General features: G+C 61.7%; 14 protein-coding genes and 1 riboswitch. Of the genes, 9 read left to right on the forward strand and 5 right to left on the reverse strand.

Annotated features, from left to right (window positions below; translation table 11 throughout):
- Positions 1-6: 6 nt before the first annotated feature.
- Complete coding sequence (locus AC1DLT_RS16920; protein WP_038542783.1) at positions 7-1,077, reverse strand: GGDEF domain-containing protein; 1,071 nt, start codon at positions 1,075-1,077, stop codon at positions 7-9.
- Between the two features lie 293 nt (positions 1,078-1,370).
- Positions 1,371-2,762, reverse strand: a complete 1,392-nt coding sequence (gene fumC, locus AC1DLT_RS16925) for a class II fumarate hydratase (protein ID WP_038549151.1) — start codon at positions 2,760-2,762, stop codon at positions 1,371-1,373.
- A gap of 382 nt (positions 2,763-3,144) precedes the next feature.
- Here fumC and AC1DLT_RS16930 point away from each other — a divergent pair, with 382 nt between their 5' ends.
- Positions 3,145-5,082, forward strand: coding sequence for a L,D-transpeptidase family protein (locus tag AC1DLT_RS16930; protein WP_477487493.1), 1,938 nt, complete (start codon positions 3,145-3,147; stop codon positions 5,080-5,082).
- A 53-nt stretch (positions 5,083-5,135) separates the two neighbouring features.
- Here the strand turns inward: AC1DLT_RS16930 and AC1DLT_RS16935 are convergent, their stop codons facing one another.
- Complete coding sequence (locus tag AC1DLT_RS16935; protein WP_477487494.1) at positions 5,136-5,837, reverse strand: HAD family hydrolase; 702 nt, start codon at positions 5,835-5,837, stop codon at positions 5,136-5,138.
- A 188-nt stretch (positions 5,838-6,025) separates the two neighbouring features.
- Here AC1DLT_RS16935 and rpiA point away from each other — a divergent pair, with 188 nt between their 5' ends.
- From rpiA to gor, 3 genes are all read left to right on the forward strand, one after another.
- Complete coding sequence (gene rpiA, locus AC1DLT_RS16940) at positions 6,026-6,721, forward strand: ribose-5-phosphate isomerase RpiA (protein WP_038542788.1); 696 nt, start codon at positions 6,026-6,028, stop codon at positions 6,719-6,721.
- 18 nt (positions 6,722-6,739) lie between these two features.
- A complete protein-coding gene (locus tag AC1DLT_RS16945) occupies positions 6,740-7,432 on the forward strand; it encodes a DUF2059 domain-containing protein (RefSeq protein ID WP_477487495.1) in 693 nt (230 codons plus the stop codon).
- A gap of 117 nt (positions 7,433-7,549) precedes the next feature.
- Positions 7,550-8,938, forward strand: a complete 1,389-nt coding sequence (gene gor / locus AC1DLT_RS16950) for a glutathione-disulfide reductase (RefSeq protein WP_477487496.1) — start codon at positions 7,550-7,552, stop codon at positions 8,936-8,938.
- 25 nt (positions 8,939-8,963) lie between these two features.
- Here gor and AC1DLT_RS16955 read toward each other — a convergent pair whose 3' ends face one another.
- Positions 8,964-10,304 carry a TadE/TadG family type IV pilus assembly protein gene (locus AC1DLT_RS16955; RefSeq protein ID WP_477487497.1) on the reverse strand — a complete coding sequence of 447 codons (1,341 nt, stop codon included), beginning with the start codon at positions 10,302-10,304 and terminating at the stop codon, positions 8,964-8,966.
- Positions 10,305-10,564: 260 nt separating this feature from the next.
- Between AC1DLT_RS16955 and AC1DLT_RS16960 the strand changes: the two genes are divergently transcribed.
- The 5 genes from AC1DLT_RS16960 to bluB all read left to right on the forward strand — a co-directional run bounded on the left by AC1DLT_RS16960 (position 10,565) and on the right by bluB (position 16,085).
- Positions 10,565-11,938: a class II 3-deoxy-7-phosphoheptulonate synthase gene (locus AC1DLT_RS16960; protein WP_247038314.1), complete on the forward strand. Its 1,374-nt coding sequence runs from the start codon at positions 10,565-10,567 to the stop codon at positions 11,936-11,938.
- Positions 11,939-12,097: 159 nt separating this feature from the next.
- On the forward strand, positions 12,098-12,508 hold the full coding sequence (locus tag AC1DLT_RS16965; protein ID WP_477487498.1) for a GFA family protein: 411 nt from the start codon (positions 12,098-12,100) through the stop codon (positions 12,506-12,508).
- 60 nt (positions 12,509-12,568) lie between these two features.
- Entirely contained in the window at positions 12,569-14,242 is a 1,674-nt protein-coding gene (locus AC1DLT_RS16970) for an NAD+ synthase (protein ID WP_477487499.1), read from the forward strand.
- Between the two features lie 9 nt (positions 14,243-14,251).
- A complete protein-coding gene (locus AC1DLT_RS16975) occupies positions 14,252-15,088 on the forward strand; it encodes a TolB family protein (RefSeq protein WP_477487500.1) in 837 nt (278 codons plus the stop codon).
- Between the two features lie 27 nt (positions 15,089-15,115).
- A riboswitch (cobalamin riboswitch) is annotated at positions 15,116-15,304 on the forward strand.
- Positions 15,305-15,398: 94 nt separating this feature from the next.
- Positions 15,399-16,085: a 5,6-dimethylbenzimidazole synthase gene (gene bluB, locus AC1DLT_RS16980; RefSeq protein ID WP_477487501.1), complete on the forward strand. Its 687-nt coding sequence runs from the start codon at positions 15,399-15,401 to the stop codon at positions 16,083-16,085.
- On the opposite strand, the gene AC1DLT_RS16985 is transcribed toward bluB, so the two are convergent.
- Positions 16,086-16,787, reverse strand: coding sequence for a hypothetical protein (locus AC1DLT_RS16985; RefSeq protein WP_477487502.1), 702 nt, complete (start codon positions 16,785-16,787; stop codon positions 16,086-16,088).
- Positions 16,788-16,868: the final 81 nt, after the last annotated feature.

The raw sequence follows: 16,868 nt of genomic DNA on the forward strand, positions 1-16,868 counted from the left end.
GGAAATCTACTTCCTGTAGATCAGCCAGCTCTTGCCGACATAGTCCTTCTTCATGCTGTCATCGAAGAAGACTGAGCGGTTCCGGCCGGCGTTCTTGGCATTGTAGAGCGCCGTATCGGCATTGGCGTAGAGCTCGCCGGGATCACTCGCCTGCGAACCCATTGCAAAGCCGAGCGAGATGGTGACCGGGCCGTAATCGATGCCGGAGCGTGAATTGCGGAAGATCCGGGTTTCCAGCGCGCGGCGGACCCGCTCGCAGATGATCATAACTTCTTCCGGCGTGTTGCCTTCGACGATGATCGCGAATTCCTCGCCGCCGGAGCGGGCGACGAAGACATCCTTGCGGACGTTCGAGCGGATCACGGAAGCAACCGTCGCAAGGATCTTGTCGCCGACCGGATGGCCGTAGCTGTCGTTGATCTTCTTGAAGTTGTCGATATCGGCCAACACCAGTGCGGTGACCGGCAGCAGGGCCATATTGTCGTAAGTCGCCGCAAGGCGCTCGTCGAAGGCCCGGCGGTTGGCGATGCGGGTCAAAGAATCGGTGTTGGCGATACGCTTGTATTCGTCGAGTTCGCGGCGGACCTGGTCCATTTCCTGCGAGCGCTGGACGACGCCGCCGACGGTCTTTTCACCGTGCGCCATGGTGCTGCCCGTCGCTTCGCTCAGCAGCGCCAGCGCGCTGGTCAGCAGGTCGTTGGAAAAACTGCTCTTGGAGTTGATCCGCTGAGCGGTTTCACCAAGCAGCTTGCCGTAGCTTTCGAGCGAGCTCTGCTCCTGGCGCAACAGTTTCAGGAGGGCGTCCAGTTCGCCAAGAATCCTGGTATGGGCGTCTTCGATGACCGCCACCTGGCCCGTTCCAAGGTAGCGATGCGAAAGTGCGTCCAGTTCCTCCTGCGTGGCACGGCTTCCGAGCGCCGCCAGATCGCGGGTCAGGTCAGGATTGGAGCCGATATAGGCCTCGTAGAAAAGCTGATAGTTACGAGGGATCGGCGCGACGCCCATCGATCGCACCGCATAGATGATCTGGCCGATCAGATCGCTAGATTGCGCTCTCGGCGCTGTTGCCGTCGTCATCGACGATCCCCACTAGATCTCACCTGTATGCTATGAAACGAAGTAGTATGTGAAAAATGTTGGAAAAGAATTAAGGGGTGCGAGCTGAAGAGCTTATTCTTAAATTTATTTCGCATTTCTGAAATACCCGCTTTTACCCTCAAAACTAATGGGTTTACAGACTTCGAGCCCGAAGAAATATTCACCTTTAGAATGTTGATATATTGTCGGAATTAATCATTGTAGGCTGATCGAAAGAGAAAACCCGCCATTCGGGAGGCGGGCCTGCTCGTTATATTGTAAATCAGGTCGCCTTATTTGGGACCGATCATGTTCTCCGGGCGGACATACTGGTCGAATTCCTCGTTCGTCAGGTATCCGCCGCCGACCGCTTCTTCGCGAAGAGTCGTTCCGTTCTTGTGGGCGGTCTTGGCGATTTTGGCGCAGATGTCGTAGCCGAGCCGGGAGTTGAGAGCGGTGACCAGCATCAGCGAATTTTCCACGCCGCGTCTGATATTGTCTTCCCGGGCCTCGATGCCGACGACGCAATTGTCGGTGAAGGAGACCGCAGCGTCGCCGAGCAGCTGCACCGACTGCAGGAAATTATAGGCCATCATCGGATTGTAGACGTTCAGTTCGAAATGGCCCTGGCTGCCGGCGAAGGTGAGCGCCGCGTGGTTGCCGAAGATGTGGGCGCAGACCTGGGTCAATGCTTCCGACTGGGTCGGATTGACCTTGCCCGGCATGATCGACGACCCCGGCTCGTTTTCCGGCAGCGATAGTTCGCCAAGGCCCGCACGCGGACCGGAACCGAGGAAACGGATGTCGTTGGCGATCTTGAAGAGAGCGGCGGCAGCGGCGTTGATCGCGCCGTGGGCGAAGACCATGGAATCATGCGACGCGAGCGCTTCGAACTTGTTCGGGGCGGTGACGAAGGGCAGACCGGTGATCTTCGAGATCTCCTCGGCTACCTTTTCGGCAAAGCCGACCGGGGCGTTGAGGCCGGTACCGACCGCCGTGCCGCCCTGAGCGAGCTTGGAGAGCGCCGGCAGCGTCAGTTCGATATTGGCGATCGCCGAGCCGACCTGTGCCGCATAGCCGGAAAATTCCTGGCCGAGCGTCAGCGGGGTGGCGTCCTGCGTATGGGTGCGGCCGATCTTGATGATGTGGGAGAAGGCCTTGACCTTCACGTCCAGCGCTTCGTGCAGATGCTTCAGCGACGGGATCAGGTGGCGCACGATGGTTTCGACGCAGGCGATGTGCATGGCCGTCGGGTAGGTGTCGTTCGACGACTGGCTCATGTTGACGTGGTCGTTGGGATGGACGGGCTTCTTGGAGCCCATCACGCCGCCGAGCATTTCGATCGCGCGGTTGGAGATCACCTCATTGGCGTTCATGTTCGACTGGGTGCCGGAACCGGTCTGCCAGACGACCAGCGGGAAGTGGTCGTCGAGCTTGCCGTCGATGACTTCCTGCGCCGCTTCGACGATGACCTTGCCGATCGCGGCGTCGAGGCCGCCCAGTTCCATGTTGGCGCGGGCGGCGGCCTGCTTGACGATGCCGAGCGCCCGAACGACCGCGAGCGGCTGCTTTTCCCAGCCGATCTTGAAGTTGCCGAGCGAGCGCTGCGCCTGGGCGCCCCAATAACGGTCGCTTGCCACTTCGATCGGGCCAAACGTGTCGGTTTCGGTGCGGGTCGATGCCATCTTCGCTGCCTCTTTTTGCTCGTGGTCGCTGCCGGTGTCTTGAAAGATCAACAACGCGTTACCGCGTCGGAGCCGGCCGGCGGCATTACTATACGATTGCTGAACGTCCGCAAGCCGCCGAAACAGGCTTTTTGGTACGCTTTCGTCGTGCCTTTTATGACACGGACCGCGTAATTATGCAGCAGAATCCGCCCCCTGATGGGGTCCTTGTCGATGGCCGTCAGTAAAAATTTAACGAATAGTTTCTTAACCTTCCGACTGCGCACCGATGCTGTTTTTCGACGGAACTGAAACCCGCCGGACACTCGGGCGTTTCTTTCCATCCCTCGCGCGATCGGTTAGATGGCGTGATACATATTCGAGCCCGCGGATCAGGACGCGGATGCAGGTGACGGGGACGACATTGCAGCACAAACACAAAAAAACTTCGATCGCATTGGCGCTCGTGTCCGGCATCTCGATTTTTACCGGAGCCGCCGTTCCCGCACATGCCGTGACCCTTCTCGATCTCTTGCGTGGTGGTCCTGGGGCAGACCGCCCAAGGCACGCCGATAACGGCCTGCCGGGTGTCGGCGGCAATGCCAGCATGCCGAGCGAGCGCAGTCTCGCCGATCCCGAACCGCTGCCGAAGGTCTCGGGGCCGCGTTATTACACGTATAAGCCGGACGCCGAGCGGGTTGTGAAGACGACCGCCTTCGCTGCGGCGTCCGCGACGGACGGCACGCGCCTTATCACAGAGGCCAGGGTTTCGGCCCCGCCGGAAATTGCCACCGCTCTCGAAGCCTTCTACGGCAAGGCCGCGGAGCCTCTCTGGGTCACCGCCGGCGACGTTAATGACAAGGCGAGGGGAGTGCTGTCGCTCTTCGAGCGGGCTGGCGAATACGGGTTGGAACCGGCCGACTACATCCTGCCGGCCCCGGCGTTGACCACCGCAAGCGTTGCCGCGCCCGCCGATGCGGCAACCCCCATCAATGTTTCCGCAACGACGTCGGCGCCGGTTTCCGCTGCCGATAGCCACGACCGCGCCCTCATGCAGTTCGAACTGGCGCTGTCGGAAAAGGTGCTGATGTTTGCGCAGGACATGGTGCGCGGCCGTATTGATCCGAACAAGGTATCCGGCTACCACGACTTCAAGCGCAAGGACGTCAAGCTCTCCCTCGTCCTGCCTTTCGCGCAGACCGGAACCGATGTCGCAGCCTATCTCCAAAGCCTTGCGCCGCAGGGTTCCCAATTCCAGGCGCTGAAGGCCGAGCTGGCGACGCTGCGCGCCGCCGCCGCCAACGACGGTCCGCGCATTTCGCTGCCGGACGACATTCTCCTGAAGCCGGGCAAGAGCAGCCCGGATATGGCGAGCATCATCGCCGCCATCCAGCATACCGGTTCCGAAGCGCTGAAGACCAAGCATGCGGCGACGCTGACGGCCTACCAGCAGACCCCGGACTACACGCCCGAGCTCGTCGAGGTCGTCAAATCCTTCCAGGCCGAAGTCGGCCTCAAGGCGGACGGCGTCATCGGCAACGCGACGGTGCGCAAGATGGTCGGCCACACGTCGAAGGACAAGATCGAGAAGGTCGAAGTCGCCATGGAACAGGCGCGCTGGCTGCCGGACGATCTCGGCCAGCGTTACGTCTTCATCAACCAGCCGGCCTTCATGGTCTATTATCATGACCGCGGTGCTGAACAGTTTTCGATGCGCGTCGTGGTCGGCGGCAAGGCCAATCAGACCTATTTCTTCCAGGACGAGATCGAAACGGTCGAGTTCAACCCCTATTGGGGCGTTCCGCAGTCGATCATCATCAACGAGATGCTGCCGCACCTGCGCCAGGATCCGAGCTATCTCGACCGGATGGGTTACGAGGTGTCGATTGGCGGAAAGGCGGTCCCGTCGAGCAGCGTCAACTGGTTCGGCTCGACCGACAAGATCTCCGTGCGCCAGCCACCGTCGGGCGACAACGCCCTCGGCGATCTGAAGATCCTCTTCCCGAACAGCCATGCGATCTACATGCATGACACGCCCTCGAAGAGCTTCTTCCAGCGCGACATGCGGGCACTGAGCCATGGGTGCGTGCGTCTTGCCGAACCGCGCAAGATGGCCGCTGCCGTGCTCGGCACGACGATCGACGACGTGAACGGTCGGATTGCCGCCGGCCAGAACGTCGCCACCAAGGTGCCGGTAAAGATCCCGGTCTATGTCTCCTACTTCACCGCCTGGCCGAACAAGGACGGCAAGGTCGAATATTTCGACGACGTCTATGGCCGTGACGATGCGACGGTGAGAGCCTTTGCCGCGACGACCAAGGTCCGTGCGGCCCAGAGCTGAGCTTTCTGCCGGGATCGAGTTTGGATTACAGAAGGCGGCCTCGTGCCGCCTTTTTACGTGGCTGTCGCCACCCGCTTCACATCGGCCGAAATCAACGTTTCCACCATTTCCACGGTCAGCTCGTGATAACCGCCGATCACCCGGTCCGGGTTGAGCGTATCGACGGCGACGTCGGAATAACCGAAGCTCACGGCGATCGAGGCAATTCCGGCATTTTGCGCGGCGAGAATATCGTTGACGCTGTCGCCGATCATCACGCTCGTCGCGGGGGCGCCGCCGGCACGTTCGATGGTGCCGAAAATATGCCGGGCATCCGGCTTGCGGACGGCAAAGGTGTCGCCGCAGGTCATCGCGACAAAGCGATCCAGAAGGCCGAGCTTTTCAAGAAGCGGGAAGGCGAGCCGTTCGGACTTGTTGGTGCAGACGGCGAGCCGCATGCCGGCGGCCGACAGGCGGTCGAGACATGCAACGACACCGTCGTAGGGGCGGCTTCGGCCCGGCATCTCCGCCTCATAATGTTCCATATAGCGGTCGAACAGCCTGGCCGCGGTCGGCTCGTCGAGCGGAACTCTGCGCAGTTCGAAGGCGCGGCGGATCATCACGCGTACGCCCTGGCCGACGAGATGCGTGAGGTCCTCGAACGTCACCGGCTGCAGGCCGACGTCCTCGATCGTATAATTGAGGCTGTCGATCAGATCCGGTGCGGTGTCGATCAGCGTGCCGTCGAGGTCGAAAATGACGAGTGGAGCGGTCAATGGAACCTCGTGAACGTCGTTCGGGGGATGTCCCGGATTACGCAATGCTGCCGTGAAATGCAAATATGCGAGATTCGCCCACCTTCGTAAAACCCATGGCTTCGTAAAACCCGCCGTGAGGGGACTTTCGTTTGCCGGGAGACGCGTGTAAACAGCGGGTCGGCGAAACAGCGGGGAGCTTTTGGCGGATGGACGCCCGGGAAATGAAAGTCAAGGCGGCGCAAGCGGCACTGGCCTATGTCGAGGACGGCATGAGGCTTGGTATCGGCACCGGTTCGACGGCGGACGAATTCGTCAGGCTACTCGCCGAAAAGGTTCACGAGGGCTTCAAGGTCGAAGGCGTGCCGACGTCCGAGCGTACCGCGCGGCTCTGCGTCGAGCTCGGTGTCCCGCTGAAATCGCTCGACGAGCTTCCGGAGCTCGATCTGACGATTGACGGTGCCGACGAAGTCGATGCCAACCTGACCCTGATCAAGGGCGGCGGCGGTGCGTTGCTGCGCGAAAAGATCGTCGCCGCGGCGTCTGCCCGCATGATCGTGATTGCCGACGAAAGCAAGCTCGTCGGCATGCTCGGGGCCTATCCGCTGCCGATCGAAATCAATCCCTTCGGTCAGACGGCGACCCAGATCGCGATCGAAAAGGCCGCCTCCAGATTGGGGTTGAGCGGCGAGTTGAAGCTGCGTAAATCGGGGGCTGATGTCTTCACGACGGATGGCGGCCACTACATTTTCGACGCATCTTTTGGCCGCATTCCTGATGCAGACGCTCTGTCAGCGGAGCTGAATTTCATTCCCGGTGTCGTGGAACACGGGCTGTTCATCCATATGGCGTCCTTAGCGATCATTGCCGGTGAGGCTGGAGCGCGGACGCTCGAGGCGAAGTAAACTAGGAGCAACAAACTCATGATCAGATTCGCGGTTCTCGGCCGTGCCGCCGCTGTGGCTATCCTCTTCTCCGGCGCCTTCACGGTATCGGCTCGCGCACAGGAAGTTTCGGAAGCCCAGCTTGCCGCTGCACGCGATGCGATCGCGTCGCTCAACGTTACGGATCGCTACGACAACATCCTGCCCAACCTGGCGGAGCGTCTGAAGGCTCAGTTCATCCAGGCCTCTCCCAACTTCCAGGGGCAGATCTCCAACGTCGTCGACGAGCAGGCACTCGTGCTTGCACCGCGCCGTGCCGATCTGGAGAAGGAAGCCGCGACCATCTACGCCAAGAGCTTCTCGGTCGACGAACTGAAGTCGATCTCCACCTTCTTCAACACGGAAACCGGCAAGAAGCTGCTGACCAACCAGCCGCTCGTCAGCCGCGAACTGACCAAGGCCGCTGAAATCTGGGCAAACGGGGTTTCACGCGATCTGACCAACCAGAGCTCCGAAAAGCTGCGCGGCATCATCGATGCAAACCCGATCAAGCCGCCGGTCGTCGATCCGGCTCCGGCGGAAGCACAGGCCGCACCCGCGCCGGCAAAGCCTGCACCGGCCAAGCCCGCCGCTGCGCCTGCGGCCAAGCCCGCTGCTCCGGCCGCGACCGCTCCGGCCAAGCCCGCTGCTCCGGCTACCAAGCCGGCGCCGGCGCCCGCGCCAAAACCCTGATCGATCCCTCGATCCGCTGAATATTATGGAAGCCCGGAGCAATCCGGGCTTTTCCTTTGGGGGTTCCCGTCCCTATATGTGAGCGACATCCCGCCGCCTGCTCTCAAGGAGAATAACATGACCGCCTATGACTATGATCTCTTCGTGATTGGCGGCGGATCGGGCGGCGTGAGGGCCGGGCGCGTGGCAGCATCGCTCGGCAAGCGGGTGGCGATCGCCGAGGAATATCGTTTCGGCGGCACCTGCGTCATCCGCGGCTGCGTACCGAAAAAGCTCTTCGTCTATGCCTCCCAGTACCACGAGCATTTCGAGGATGCGGTTGGTTACGGCTGGGACGTCGGGGCGAGCACGTTCGACTGGAAGAAGCTGATCGCCGCCAAGGACAGGGAGATCGCCCGCCTTGAAGGCCTCTATCGCAAGGGCCTGGAAAACAACGGCGCCGAAATCCTCGAAACCCGCGCCGAACTGGTCGGCCCCCACACGATCCGGCTCGTGAAGACCGGCAAGACGGTGACCGCCGAAAAGATCGTCATCGCGACCGGCGGGGCGCCCAACCCGCATGCGGCGCTGCCCGGCCACGAACTCTGCATCTCGTCCAACGAAGCCTTTGATCTGCCGGAACTGCCGCGCTCCATCCTGATCACTGGCGGCGGCTATATCGCTGTCGAATTCGCAAACATCTTCCACGGCCTCGGCGTCGACGTGACCCTGATCTATCGCGGCAAGGAAATCCTCTCGCGCTTCGACCACGACATGCGCCAGGGCCTGCACAAGGCGATGGTCGAGAAGGGTATCCGCATCGTTCTGACCGATGTGATCGAGGAGGTGACCAAGGCGGCAGCCGGTGGACTTGTCGCCAGGACGATGAACGGCGAGACGATCGCCGTCGACACCATCATGCTGGCGCTCGGCCGCGATCCGAACACGACGGGGCTCGGCCTCGAAGCCGCGGGCGTCGAGGTGAACGAGCGTGGCGCCATTGTCGTCGACAGATATTCCCGTACCAGCGTGCCGCATATCTATGCGCTCGGCGATGTCACTGACCGGGTACAGCTGACTCCGGTGGCGATCCACGAGGCGATGTGCTTCATCGAAACCGAGTACAAAGGCAATCCGACCGCCCCGGACCATGACCTGATCGCGACCGCCGTCTTCTCGCAGCCCGAGATCGGCACGGTCGGCCTGTCGGAAGAGGAGGCCGCCAAGCGTTATCCGGAGCTTGAAGTCTACCGCGCCGAGTTCCGGCCGATGAAGGCGACGCTTTCGGGACGGGCTGAGAAGATGATCATGAAGCTGGTCGTCGATGCGCAAAGCCGCAAGGTGGTCGGCGCCCACATCCTCGGCCACGACGCCGGCGAGATGGCGCAGCTTCTCGGCATCTCGCTGAAGGCCGGTGTCACCAAGGACGATTTCGACCGCACCATGGCGGTGCATCCGACGGCTTCGGAAGAACTCGTCACCATGTACAACCCGAGCTACCGGATGAAGAACGGCGAGCGCGTCTGACGCGCGCCCGGGCTCTGGCGCGGCACTAGCTGGTGATGCGCGGCGTGGCGACGATCTTCAGGAAAAGCGTCTGCATGGCCTGGGTAATGCCCTGCGTCGGGCTGACCTCGAAGAAAAGGCCCGGCGTGGCGCATGCCTCCATCTTGGCGGCGATCGTGCCTTGGAAGGGTGCGACCCAAGCCTTGTAGAAGTCGTTTTCGGGCAGTTCCAGATATGTCGTGTAGAGAACTGCGATGCGGACACCGCGCAGCTTGAGCGCGTCGCAGGCGGTGATGTCGATCGGCTCGATACAGCGGGTGCCGTTCCTGGCGCCCTTTGGACTGGTGCAGCCCTTCGGCTTGTAGCTGTCGCCCACGCCGTCGGCGACGAAGAAGACGATCTTCTGCCTGTCGATATTGCTGGTCCCGTTGCCGGGCACATCCTTGATTTCAGTGTTGATACCCTTCAGCGCGTCGTCGAAACTCGTCTGCTGGTCATCGTTGTAGTTCTGATAGGGAATGCTCATCAGAGTGATCTGGTTGGTCGCCTTGCTGACCTCGCCCAGATTGTAGTCGAGGTTTGCGACCTTGAAGAGCTTCGCATCCATGGCGGTCTTGCCGAATGTGTAGGCGGCCATGCGGAACTGGTTCGCGACCGTCTGGGTATCGGTGGCTTTCGCCATCAGCGCCTTGGTTGCGGCTGCTACCACGTCGATGCGGGTCGTGACGTTGTTGTTCTTGGCGACGTTGTAATAGCTGTTTGGGTCCTCGACGCCGTCCTCCGAGACGATGTGGCAGGCAAAGGCGCAGTTCGCATCCTTGCCCTTGCCATCAGATCCCAGGCGCGTGGCGTACTGCATCTTGGTCACGTCTGCCGGCGTCGCCCCGACACCCATCGAAGGCGTGTTGTCGAGCAGCATGTAGAAGTCGATGAACGACGGCGTCTGGTATTGCGCGGTGGCCTGGCCGGCAACGGTGATGTCATCCTTGCCGACGATTGTCATGAAGGTGGTCGGCAAGGTGGCGCTGAACGATACGCGTGAGGTCAGGATACCGTTGGTCTTCACCAGGGCGATATCGACGCTGACGGGCAGGGTGGAAAGCTCGCCGGACATCTGGCCGAGGAAGATGCTTCGGGCCTCGGCCGGATCGAGCGCCACGCTTCCGTCGCCCTGCAACTGCATAGCCTGGGCGACCGCCTTCGATTTTTCGGCGACCGCGCCGACAGCGGCCGCATCGGCTGCCCCGACGAGCTGTTGCTTGATGGTAAGTGCGTGGCCGAAATCAAGCGCCATGCCAGCGGTGCCGATCAGCGGAACCAGCAGCAACGCGGTCATGACGCCGAAATTGCCGCGGCAATCTTTCCATAGACGTGTCATCGGATGCATCGCCTGCTCCCCAGCAAGAAATTTTCGGCGGAGCGTCGCGCAAATTCGTGAAGTTGTGGCTAAGAACGATAGTAAAAACCCGCGGATGTCTTGATTTCATACTGCATGCGATCCGACCGGCTGCTCCGAATATGGCGCGGACGAGTGGCGGTGAAAGCAGGCAAAACGGCTATGCAACGGTGCTGTTAAGGTTTATAAGCCGCCTCGATTTTAAAGACTTGCCCGGCGGAGGATGGCCGAGGCTGAAACAGGTGAGCGAGATGGCACAGAATTGGACCCCGAGCAGTTGGCGGCAGAAACCGATCCAGCAGGTCCCGGAATTCCCGGACAAGGCCGCGCTGGCAGCGACGGAAGCCCAGCTCGCCACCTTTCCGCCGCTCGTATTTGCCGGTGAGGCCCGCCGCCTGAAGAAGCAGCTCGCCAGTGTCGCGGAAGGCAATGCATTCCTGCTTCAGGGCGGCGACTGCGCCGAAAGCTTCGTCGAACACGGTGCCGACAATATCCGCGATTTCTTCCGTTCGTTCCTGCAGATGGCGGTCGTGCTGACCTATGGCGCTCAGCTTCCGGTCGTCAAGGTCGGMCGCATCGCCGGTCAGTTCGCCAAGCCGCGTTCGTCCAATGTCGAAATGCAAGGCGGCGTCGAACTGCCGTCCTACCGCGGCGATATCATCAACGGCATCGAATTCTCGCCGGAGTCGCGCATTCCCGATCCGGAACGCCAGATGATGGCCTACCGCCAGTCGGCCGCGACGCTCAACCTGCTGCGCGCCTTCGCGATGGGCGGTTATGCCAATCTCGAAAACGTTCACAAATGGATGCTCGGTTTCGTCAAGGACAGCCCCCAGGGCGAACGTTACCGCAAGCTCGCCGACCGCATCAGCGAGACCATGGATTTCATGAAGGCGATCGGCATCACTGCGGAAAACCAGCCGAGCCTGCGCGAGACGGATTTCTTCACCAGCCATGAAGCGTTGCTGCTCGGCTACGAAGAGGCTTTCACCCGCGTCGACTCCACCTCGGGCGACTGGTACGCGACGTCCGGCCACATGCTGTGGATCGGCGACCGTACCCGCCAGCTCGACCATGCGCATGTCGAATATTTCCGCGGGATCAAGAACCCGATCGGCCTCAAATGCGGCCCGTCGCTGCAGGCCGACAACCTGATCGAACTGATCGACGCGCTCAACCCGACGAACGAAGCCGGTCGGCTGACGCTGATCTGCCGTTTCGGTTACGACAAGGTCGCCGATTCGCTGCCGAAGCTGATCCGCGCCGTCGAACGGGAAGGCAAAAAAGTCGTCTGGTCCTGCGATCCGATGCACGGCAACACGATCACGCTCAACAGTTACAAGACCCGGCCGTTCGACCGGATCCTGTCGGAAGTCGAAAGCTTCTTCCAGATCCACCGCGCCGAAGGCACCCATCCGGGCGGCATCCATATCGAGATGACCGGCAAGGACGTCACCGAATGCACCGGCGGCGCCCGGGCAGTAACGGCGAGCGACCTGCAGGACCGTTACCACACCCATTGCGACCCGCGCCTCAACGCTGACCAGGCACTGGAACTGGCCTTCCTGCTCGCCGAGCGGATGAAGAGTGGCCGCGACGAAAAGCGGATGGTCGTCAACGGCTGAACCGCCGCGCATCATCGTTGAAATCGGAGAAGGCCGGCGGCGACGCCGGCCTTTCCGTATCTTGATATAGCTTCCGTTGATGATCATCATCAGCGGAATAGATTTGACCCCGCGGCCCACGCCCGCGACACTGGGCCGTCGCTTCGTCGAGGATGGTGCATGCAGCAGAAGAACAGCGGTCGTTGCCTGTGCGGTGCGATCCGGTTTGAGACGGTAGGTCCGCTGCGGACAGTCACGGCCTGCCATTGTTCGCAATGCCGCCGCCAGACCGGGCTTTATTATGCGGCGACCAGCGTTCGTGCCGAAAACATGACGCTCAAAGGCGAGGAGGCACTCAGCTGGTATCGCGCCAGCGATGAAGCGCGGCGCGGCTTCTGCTCGCAATGCGGCTCTGCGCTGTTCTGGCAGGCGGAGGGCGCGGCAAGCATTTCGATCCTGGCGGGCGCTTTCGATCAGCCGAGTGGACTTGTCATGGGCGAGCATATCTACTGTGCCGACAAGGGAGATTTCTACGAACTGCCGGAGGACGGCGTGCCGCATTATCCGGGCGATCGTCCCGCATCTGCCTGAACCATAAAAAACTCTCGGAACAACGTTGCCGCGGTCTGCTGCGGACATTAAATCGGTACCATGACCCAGGATATCAGCCAGACATTTCGTATCGCCGTTGCCCAGCTCAACCCGACAGTCGGCGATATTGCCGGCAATCTGGCGCTGGCCCGAGAAGCCAGAAGGGATGCCGCCCGTGAAGAGGCGGATCTCATCCTCTTCACTGAGCTCTTCCTGTCCGGTTATCCGCCGGAAGACCTCGTCCTGAAACCGGCTTTCCTCAACGCCTGCCTGAAGGCGGTGGAGGAGCTTGCGGCCGATACGGCAGACGGCGGCCCCGGCGTCATCATCGGCTTCCCGCGTCAGGGCAAGGAGGGCCGGCACAATTCGATCGCCGTGCTCGACGGCGGCAAGGTGATCGCCGTGCGCGACAAGATCGACCTGCCGAATTACGGCGAGTTTGACGAAAAGCGGGTCTTCATCGCCGGCGAGATGCCGGGGCCCGTCAATTTCCGCGGCGTGCGACTCGGCATTCCGATCTGCGAGGATATCTGGGGCGATCTCGGCGTCTGCGAGACGCTCTCGGAAAGCGGGGCGGAAATCCTGCTCGTGCCGAACGGTTCGCCCTATTTTCGCGGCAAGGTGGATATTCGCCATCAGGTCGTTCTGAAGCAGGTGATCGAGACCGGCCTGCCGATGATCTACGCGGCCCAGCTCGGCGGTCAGGACGAACTGGTCTTCGACGGCGCAAGCTTCGCCTTCAACACCGACAAGTCGCTCGCCTTCCAGATGAGCCAGTTCGAGCCGGCCGTCGCCGTCACCGAATGGAAACGGATTGGCGAGACCTGGCACTGCGCCCGCGGACCGATGGCGCGCATTCCGGAAAAGGAGGAGGCGGATTACCGCGCCTGCCTTCTGGGGTTCCGCGACTACGTCAACAAGAACGGCTTCAAGTCGGTCGTTCTCGGCCTGTCCGGCGGCATCGACAGTGCCATCTGCGCGGCGATCGCTGTCGATGCGCTGGGCGAGGAGAGGGTGCGCACGGTGATGCTGCCCTATCGCTACACCTCCGAGGATTCGCTGAAGGACGCAGCCGATTGCGCCAGGGCGCTCGGCTGCCGGTACGACATCGTGCAGATCGCCGAGCCGGTGGACGGTTTTTCGTCAGCGCTGGCCGAGCTGTTCGAAGGAACCGACGAGGGGATTACCGAAGAGAACCTCCAGAGCCGCGCCCGCGGCACGATCCTGATGGCGATCTCCAACAAGTTCGGCTCGATGGTGGTGACGACCGGCAACAAGTCGGAAATGTCGGTCGGCTACGCGACGCTCTACGGCGACATGAACGGCGGCTTCAATCCGATCAAGGACCTCTACAAGATGCAGGTCTACGCGCTGGCCGCCTGGCGCAACGAACACCTGCCGCCGACGGCTCTTGGCCCAAGCGGCGAGGTGATCCCGAAGAACATCATCTCCAAGGCCCCGTCCGCGGAACTCAGACCCAACCAGACCGACCAGGATTCGCTGCCGCCCTATCCGGTGCTCGACGACATTCTCGAATGCCTCGTCGAGCTGGAAATGGGCACCGAGGAGATCGTCGCCCGCGGCCACGACATCGCGACTGTTCACCGGATCGAACACCTGCTCTATCTCGCCGAATACAAGCGGCGCCAATCGGCGCCGGGCGTCAAGATCACCAAGAAGAATTTTGGCCGCGACCGGCGTTATCCGATCACCAACCGTTTCCGCGATCGATAGGAGAGGATCATGGCCTCGCGCAGCTCGGTCGAGATCTTTAATATCCGGACGAGGGTGATGCGAGTGGTCTGGCAGACGGAAGCCCTCTTCGAAGCGCCCAACTGGTCGCCGGACGGGCGTTACCTGATGCTCAACAGCGAGGGCCTGATCTATCGTCTGTCACCGGAGGGTGGTGACGGGCCTGAACCGGTCGATACCGGCTTTGCCCGCCAATGCAACAACGACCACGGCATTTCGCCGGACGGTTCGCTGATCGCCATTTCCGACAAGGTAGAGTTAGGCAAGTCGGCGATCTATGTCCTTTCCGCCGGTGGCGGCGTGCCGCGGCTGGTAACCCGGAACCTGCCGTCCTACTGGCATGGCTGGTCGCCGGACGGAAAAAACTTCGCCTATTGCGGCATCCGCGGCGACGAGTTCGACATCTATACCATCGGCATCGAAGGTGGCGCAGAGACGCGGCTGACATTCGGCGAGGGCCGCAATGACGGGCCGGACTATTCGCCGGATGGAAAATGGATCTATTTCAATTCCAGTCGCACCGGGCTGATGCAGATCTGGCGCGTCCCGGCCGCAGGCGGCGCGGCCGAGCGGATCACCGACGGCGGTTACGGCGACTGGTTTCCGCATCCGTCACCGAAGGGTGACAAGATCGTTTTTGTCTCCTACGACGCCGATGTCTTCGACCATCCGCGCGATCTTGACGTCCGCGTCAGGCTGATGGACATGGACGGCGGCAATGTCGAAACGGTGTTCGAGCTCTTCGGCGGGCAAGGCACGATGAATTCGCCGAACTGGTCGCCTGATGGCGATGAGTTTGCCTATGTGCGCTATTTCCCTGTCGCATGAACGCCTTGCGCCGGGGATAGCGTAAGGGCATAAACGATCCTGTCAGGTGCCGGCGACAAGCCGGAGAATCGGGAATCCGGGGTGGAACCGGAACGTGCCCAACGCTGTGAGGTGGACGCTCGGCCGCAATATATGAAAGCCACTGGGAAACCGGGAAGGCGGCGGTGCAGGCGGATGAAACCAAGTCAGAAGACCGGCCTGACGAGATAGACCAGCCCGCGCGGACGGCGGAAAGGTTTCGGACCTCTTTTTGCCCAAAGGCTTCGTGCCGGGAAGGCAAGGGAGCGACGGCATTGTTGGGGACTTAACGATGCAGACTGATCCTTTCGCGCATGCCTTGCTGCCTGCAGGCGAGTTTTCCAAGGTCGAACGCGCCGCTGTCTACCGGGCGATCGAGACACGCCGCGACGTGCGCGACCAGTTCCTGCCCGATCCGCTGCCGGACGACCTGGTGATGCGGCTGCTTGGCGCCGCGCATTCGGCACCCTCGGTCGGCTTCATGCAGCCATGGAATTTCATCCTCATCCGCGATCAGGCGGTACGCGAGGCCGCGCGGGCCGCCTTTTCGCGCGCCAATGACGAGGCCGTGGAGATGTTTGCCGAGGAAAGCCGCGACCTCTACCGCAGCCTCAAGCTCGAAGGCATTGTCAAGGCGCCGCTGTCGATCTGCGTTACCTGCGATCCGGACCGCGCCGGTCCGGTCGTGCTCGGCCGCACTCACAATCCGCGCATGGATGCCTATTCGACCGTCTGCGCCGTGCAGAACCTCTGGCTCGCGGCAAGGGCCGAGGGCGTCGGTGTTGGCTGGGTCAGCATTTTCCGCGACGAGGACGTGCGCGGGCTGCTCGGTATTCCCGACCGTGTCGAGATCGTCGCCTGGCTCTGCCTCGGTTATGTCGATCGGCTCTACGGCGAACCCGAACTGGCGCTCAAGGGCTGGCGCCAGCGCTTGGGCCTGGACGCGCTGATCTTTCAGGACCGATGGGACAGCCGCTGATTATTGCTGCGGCTGTGGTCCTGCCGATTTCGGATTGGTGAGATCAATACCCGCTTCGGGCAGGAAGGTCGGCCCGACGGTGCGCACCTTTTTGCTGGGGTCGTATGGCCGCTCCGGCGGCGGCGTGAGCACTGGCGGCGGGACCGCGGTCGCCTGCGGCTTTTGCGGCGGGTGGGTGCGCAGGTTGGTAATTCCGGAATAAGGCTCCTCTTGCCTGGGAAGTTCGATGCCCGGCACCTTTCGCTTGTCGTCGACTACAGGCGGCAGCGGCTCGAAAGAAGGGATGCAGCGCTGTTCGCGAATGGCGGCGAGAATGGCATTGCGCTCTTCCGAGGGCAGGATTATCTGCCGCGAACCGTTGCGCTCAGCCGTCAGCGTGTCGCGGCTCTGCTCCATTCTTCCCAGCGCATCTCGCATCTGGCCGCAGACTTCGGCATTGGGGCCGCCGAGGACCACGACGCTGCCGTTGCCGCAGCCGGCGCGGCGCATGTCGACCCGCAGTTCACGGATATCGGCATTATATTCGCCGAGCTGCTGGGCATAGCTGCGCGCCGCCGACGTATTGCCGATGATCTCCGGGCTGTTTCCAAGTTTCCGGTAAAGCGCTGCGCAAACGGCAGGGTCTCCCGCCAGCGCTGCGGCAGGCAAAAACAAGAGCGGTATGGTCAGCAGGCCGCGAAGCGGTATCGGCAATTCCGGCATCCTCTCCTTTACTGGAAGATGACATCATGGAACGTGCCGGTTGATAATCTCATAAAGCCGAGACCACCGCATGGCGAAATC

Source organism: Neorhizobium sp. 05N33 (assembly GCF_056397445.1).

Coding starts and splice junctions, on each gene's coding strand:
- bluB (WP_477487501.1), top strand. CDS start 15,399: ATGCAGACTGATCCTTTCGCGCATGCCTTGCTGCCTGCAGGCGAGTTT.
- AC1DLT_RS16955 (WP_477487497.1), bottom strand. CDS start 10,304: ATGCATCCGATGACACGTCTATGGAAAGATTGCCGCGGCAATTTCGGC.
- gor (WP_477487496.1), top strand. CDS start 7,550: ATGACCGCCTATGACTATGATCTCTTCGTGATTGGCGGCGGATCGGGC.
- AC1DLT_RS16920 (WP_038542783.1), bottom strand. CDS start 1,077: ATGACGACGGCAACAGCGCCGAGAGCGCAATCTAGCGATCTGATCGGC.
- AC1DLT_RS16985 (WP_477487502.1), bottom strand. CDS start 16,787: ATGCCGGAATTGCCGATACCGCTTCGCGGCCTGCTGACCATACCGCTC.
- fumC (WP_038549151.1), bottom strand. CDS start 2,762: ATGGCATCGACCCGCACCGAAACCGACACGTTTGGCCCGATCGAAGTG.
- AC1DLT_RS16930 (WP_477487493.1), top strand. CDS start 3,145: ATGCAGGTGACGGGGACGACATTGCAGCACAAACACAAAAAAACTTCG.
- AC1DLT_RS16970 (WP_477487499.1), top strand. CDS start 12,569: ATGACCCAGGATATCAGCCAGACATTTCGTATCGCCGTTGCCCAGCTC.
- rpiA (WP_038542788.1), top strand. CDS start 6,026: ATGGACGCCCGGGAAATGAAAGTCAAGGCGGCGCAAGCGGCACTGGCC.
- AC1DLT_RS16965 (WP_477487498.1), top strand. CDS start 12,098: ATGCAGCAGAAGAACAGCGGTCGTTGCCTGTGCGGTGCGATCCGGTTT.
- AC1DLT_RS16945 (WP_477487495.1), top strand. CDS start 6,740: ATGATCAGATTCGCGGTTCTCGGCCGTGCCGCCGCTGTGGCTATCCTC.
- AC1DLT_RS16975 (WP_477487500.1), top strand. CDS start 14,252: ATGGCCTCGCGCAGCTCGGTCGAGATCTTTAATATCCGGACGAGGGTG.